Origin of the sequence: Nocardiopsis listeri (genome assembly GCF_020741345.1) — a bacterium.
Classification (GTDB): domain Bacteria; phylum Actinomycetota; class Actinomycetes; order Streptosporangiales; family Streptosporangiaceae; genus Nocardiopsis; species Nocardiopsis listeri_A.
Genome location: NZ_DYZD01000350.1, coordinates 1 through 4,458 on the forward strand (window position 1 = coordinate 1; position 4,458 = coordinate 4,458).

Here is a 4,458-nt window from a genome sequence, read left to right on the forward strand (position 1 = left end):
GGCCCGGGCCGATCACCCGTCGACCGGGACCAGCCCCGGCCCACGCCCGGACCCCTGCCGGCGAACCCGAACCCGCAGCAGGGACCACAGGACCACCAGGAGCCCCGAGGGCAACACGCGCGGCCGGCGGCGCCACACCCGGCAGAGGCCCTGGGCGCTCACACACCCGGGCAGGGCACCGAGCAGGCCGACCTGCTCGGCTCGGAACAGCCGTACGGAGGCCCCCGGTACGACCGCGCGCCCGAAGCCTGGCCGGCGGCTCCCACCGAAGAGCCACGGCGGCAGGAGTATCCGGCGCAGCACCCGGGCGTATCTCCGGCCCCCGACACCCCGCCCCCTGCCGCTTCCCCCACCTCAGAGGGCCGGGCGGAGCCGGTCGCCGAGCCCCCCGCGTCCTGGGGTTCCTCCAGCGGCTGGCCCACCCAGGAACAGCTCTGGCAACAACAGGGGTGGGGAGAGGCCGGTTGGGAGCAGCCCAACCGTTGGGAGACCCCGGCGCAGGAGGCGCCCGTCGCTCCCGAGCCCCCCGCCGCCCCGGCTCCCGAGCCGGCCCCTTCCGCTGCGCCACGCCCGGAAGGTTCCGAGGGGCCCGTCGAGCCGACGCCCGCGCCGCCCGAGAGGGACCTCACCGCCTCCCCCACGTCTCCGCCCGGACGGTCCCCCGAGATCCCACCGGGCGACCACGCGCGGCTGAACCCCAAGTACACCTTCGACACCTTCGTCATAGGGTCCAGCAACCGATTCGCGCACGCGGCGTCGGTGGCCGCGGCGGAAGCGCCCGCCAAGGCGTACAACCCGCTGTTCATCCACGGTGGTTCCGGGCTCGGCAAGACCCACCTGCTGCACGCCATCGGCCACTACACCCACCGCCTCTACGAGGGGTCGCGGGTGCGTTACGTCAGCTCCGAGGAGTTCACCAACGAGTTCATCAACTCGATCCGGGACGGCAAGGCGGACGGCTTCCGTCGCCGTTACCGGGACATCGACGTGCTCCTGGTGGACGACATCCAGTTCCTGGAGAACAAGGAGCAGACACAGGAGGAGTTCTTCCACACCTTCAACACGCTGCACAACTCCGACAAGCAGATCGTCATCTCCAGCGACCGTCCGCCCAAGCAGCTGACCACGCTCGAGGACCGGATGCGCAGCCGGTTCGAGTGGGGACTGCTCACAGACGTCCAGCCACCCGAGTTGGAGACGCGCATCGCCATCCTGCGGAAGAAGGCCGCGCAGGAGGGGTTGGCGGCACCACCTGAGGTGCTGGAGTTCATCGCCAGCAAGATCTCGACCAACATCCGAGAGCTCGAGGGCGCGCTGATCCGCGTCACCGCCTTCGCCAGCCTCAACCGGCAGTCGGTCGACCTGGACCTGACCGGGCAGGTACTGCGGGACCTGGTTCCCAACAGCGAGGTCCCCGAGATCACGGCGAGCTCCATCATGTCCCAGACCGCCGCCTACTTCGGGTTGAGCCTGGAGGACCTGTGCGGAACCTCGCGTTCGCGCGTGCTGGTGACGGCCCGCCAGATCGCGATGTACCTGTGCCGTGAACTGACCGACCTGTCGCTGCCCAAGATCGGCCAGCAGTTCGGCCGGGACCACACCACCGTCATGCACGCGGACCGCAAGGTCCGGGCCCTGATGGCCGAGCGTCGCTCGATCTACAACCAGGTGCACGAGCTCACCAGCCGGATCAAGGACCAGCCCACGCTGACCTGACCGGCCGGCGACGTGTCGACAAGGGGACACGTATATAAGGAGAGAAGAGGGGTACCGCGCGGCGGTACCCCTCTTCTCCTGTCCGTGCCCGTCCTGCCCGGCCCGGCGCCCCTCCGTCGGTCGATCCGTGCACAGGTCGACGGGTCGACTCGTCGATCCCGCGTCATGACGGTTCACAGTCCCCGGGCGCCACCCACAGAGAGTTATCCACAGGCTTGTGCGGGGGTATCTCCGGCCACGAGCGATAGGCGAGTGTCGTACCAGAGCCGTGGTGTCCGTGCACGAAGTCGCCCGTTCGCCCTGTTTTCCAGGGCCTTCACGGACTGTCGACCCCCTCACGGCGGTGCTGACAGGGACCACGCGCACACCGTGACAACGAGCGATGACCAGAATCTTCGAGGGGCCTGTGGATAACCCTGTGCACAGACTCTTTGCCCAGGTTCGCGCGTTATGTGGAAGGGCCCCAAAAATTTTTTCGACGACTTTCGGCAAAGTTATCCACAGGAAGGGCCTGGAATCTGTGGACAACGCTGTGGATAACCTGTGGACAACCCTTCCTCGCCTGTGGGTAACCCGGGGTCGCCCTGTGGACACGAGAACCCGTCATCGGACCACCGAACCACCGGCTGCTGTGTACAACTTGGGGAAAACCTGTGGATGAACCTGTGGACGGGGTGTGGAAAAACTAGGGGCCTCGTTTTTCGTCCACAGCCATCCCGAGTTACGCACAGGGTCGTCCACAGGTCCTGTGGACAAAAATCTCCGGAGTGACCTGCGGAAACAAGGGTTATCCACATTATCCACAGGCCCTACTACTACTACGCACCTTCCTTAGCTCAAATGTGGCTTCAAAACCGCTCCGCGGAAAATCTGTGGACAACGCCTCCAGATCGAGGTGACGGCGGTCGAGTCCCGAGCCGGCAGCGACAGCGGAGGAATCCGGGTAACGTGTGTTCTCGCCCCTGTCCTCCGCCGCTCTCGATCTGAGCGGTGACCCCAACGGGATCCGAGGCGGCTCCTCGTGGCCCGAACCTGCGCCTCACGCCGGTTCGTCCACAACCTGTCGATGGAGCCCTCGGTAGACCCGAGAGACACCCACGAGCTGCAACGTTGAGGCTGCGACCGATCCAACGGTCGTGCGGAAAGTGAGTCGGAAAGTGAAGTTCCGGGTCGAACGCGACGTACTGGCCGACGCTGTCGCCTGGACAGCGCGCACACTGCCGACACGCCCCTCGGTGCCGGTCCTGGCCGGCATCCTCCTCGATGCCGGGGAGGTCGACGGCCGTCAGCGGGTCCGCCTGTCCGGGTTCGACTACGAGGTCTCCACCCAGGTCTCGGTGGACGTCGAGATCGAGGAGGCCGGGCAGACCCTGGTCCCCGGTCGACTCCTCGCCGAGATCACCCGCAACCTTCCTCCACAGACCGTGGAGATCGCGACCGACGGCCCCAAGGTCGTCGTGACGTGCGGCAGCGCGAAGTTCACCCTGAACACCATGCCGGTGGAGGACTACCCCTCGCTGCCGGAGATGCCCGGTGTCAGCGGGACCATCGGCAGCGACGCCTTCGCGGCCGCGGTGAGCCAGGTGGCCGTCGCCGCCGGTCGTGACGACACGCTCCCGATGCTCACCGGCGTCCGGGTCGAGATCGAGGGCGAGACCATCACGCTCGCCTCCACCGACCGCTACCGCCTCGCCGTGCGCGAACTGGCCTGGAAGCCGGCGAACCCGGAACTCTCCGCGGTCGCCCTCGTTCCGGCCAAGACCCTGCACGACACCGCCAAGTCCCTCACCTCGGGCGCCGAGGTCTCCATCGCGCTGTCCGACGGCGACACCGGCGAGGGCATGATGGGCTTCGAGGGCGGTGGTCGTCGCACCACCACCCGCCTGCTGGACGGCGAGTTCCCCAAGTACCGCGCGCTGCTGCCGGACACCTTCAACACGGTGGCCGAGGTCGGACGCGCCGAGTTCGTCGAGGCGGTCAAGCGCGTGTCCCTGGTGGCCGAGCGCAACACCCCGCTCCGCCTCGCCTTCTCTCAGGGCGCCCTGGTCCTGGAGGCCGGCACCGGTGAGGACGCCCAGGCCGTGGAAACCCTCGAAGCCGACCTTGACGGCGAGGACATCCAGATCGCCTTCAACTCCGGCTACCTGCTCGACGGCCTCGGTGCCATCGGCACCGACGTGGCCCGCCTGCACTTCACCACCTCGACCAAGCCGGCGATCCTCACCGGCAAGCCGGCCGAGGAGGGTGGCGCCCCCGAATATCGCTACCTGATCATGCCGGTGCGCCTGTCCGGCTGACGGATCCGGCAGACTCGAAGACCGATGTCCGCCGCCCGGGGCATGGCCTCGTCCACCCCGGGCCGGTCGGCTTCCACGTGTCCACAGGTGCCCAAGGGGGAGCCCAAGCATGCAACTCGGAATGATCGGCCTCGGCAAGATGGGCGGCAACATGGCCGCCCGACTGCGGGAGAAGGGGCACGACGTCGTCGGCTACGACGCCTCCCCCGGTGAACGTGACGTGGAGAGCCTGGAGGCTCTCGTCGAACGGCTCCAAGCGCCGCGGGTCGTCTGGGTCATGGTCCCGGCCGGAGCGCCGACCACGAGCACCGTCGAGAAGCTGGGCGAGCTCCTCTCCGAGGGCGACATCGTCATCGAGGGCGGCAACACCCACTACGTGGACGACGCTCCCCGAGCCGAGGCGCTGAACGCCAAGGGCATCGGATACGTCGACGCCGGTGTCAGC

3 protein-coding genes are annotated in these 4,458 nt (G+C 67.8%); all 3 read left to right on the plus strand.

Annotated elements, in window-relative coordinates; all coding sequences use genetic code 11:
* The coding region (dnaA, locus tag K8V84_RS18675) for a chromosomal replication initiator protein DnaA (protein WP_304076651.1) at positions 1–1,716 on the plus strand (1,716 nt) is incomplete at its 5' end.
* 1,157 nt (positions 1,717–2,873) lie between these two features.
* Entirely contained in the window at positions 2,874–4,013 is a 1,140-nt protein-coding gene (gene dnaN, locus K8V84_RS18680) for a DNA polymerase III subunit beta (protein ID WP_304076655.1), read from the plus strand.
* Positions 4,014–4,122: 109 nt separating this feature from the next.
* Positions 4,123–4,458: NAD(P)-binding domain-containing protein (locus K8V84_RS18685; protein ID WP_304076653.1), on the plus strand; the 336-nt coding region annotated here is incomplete at its 3' end.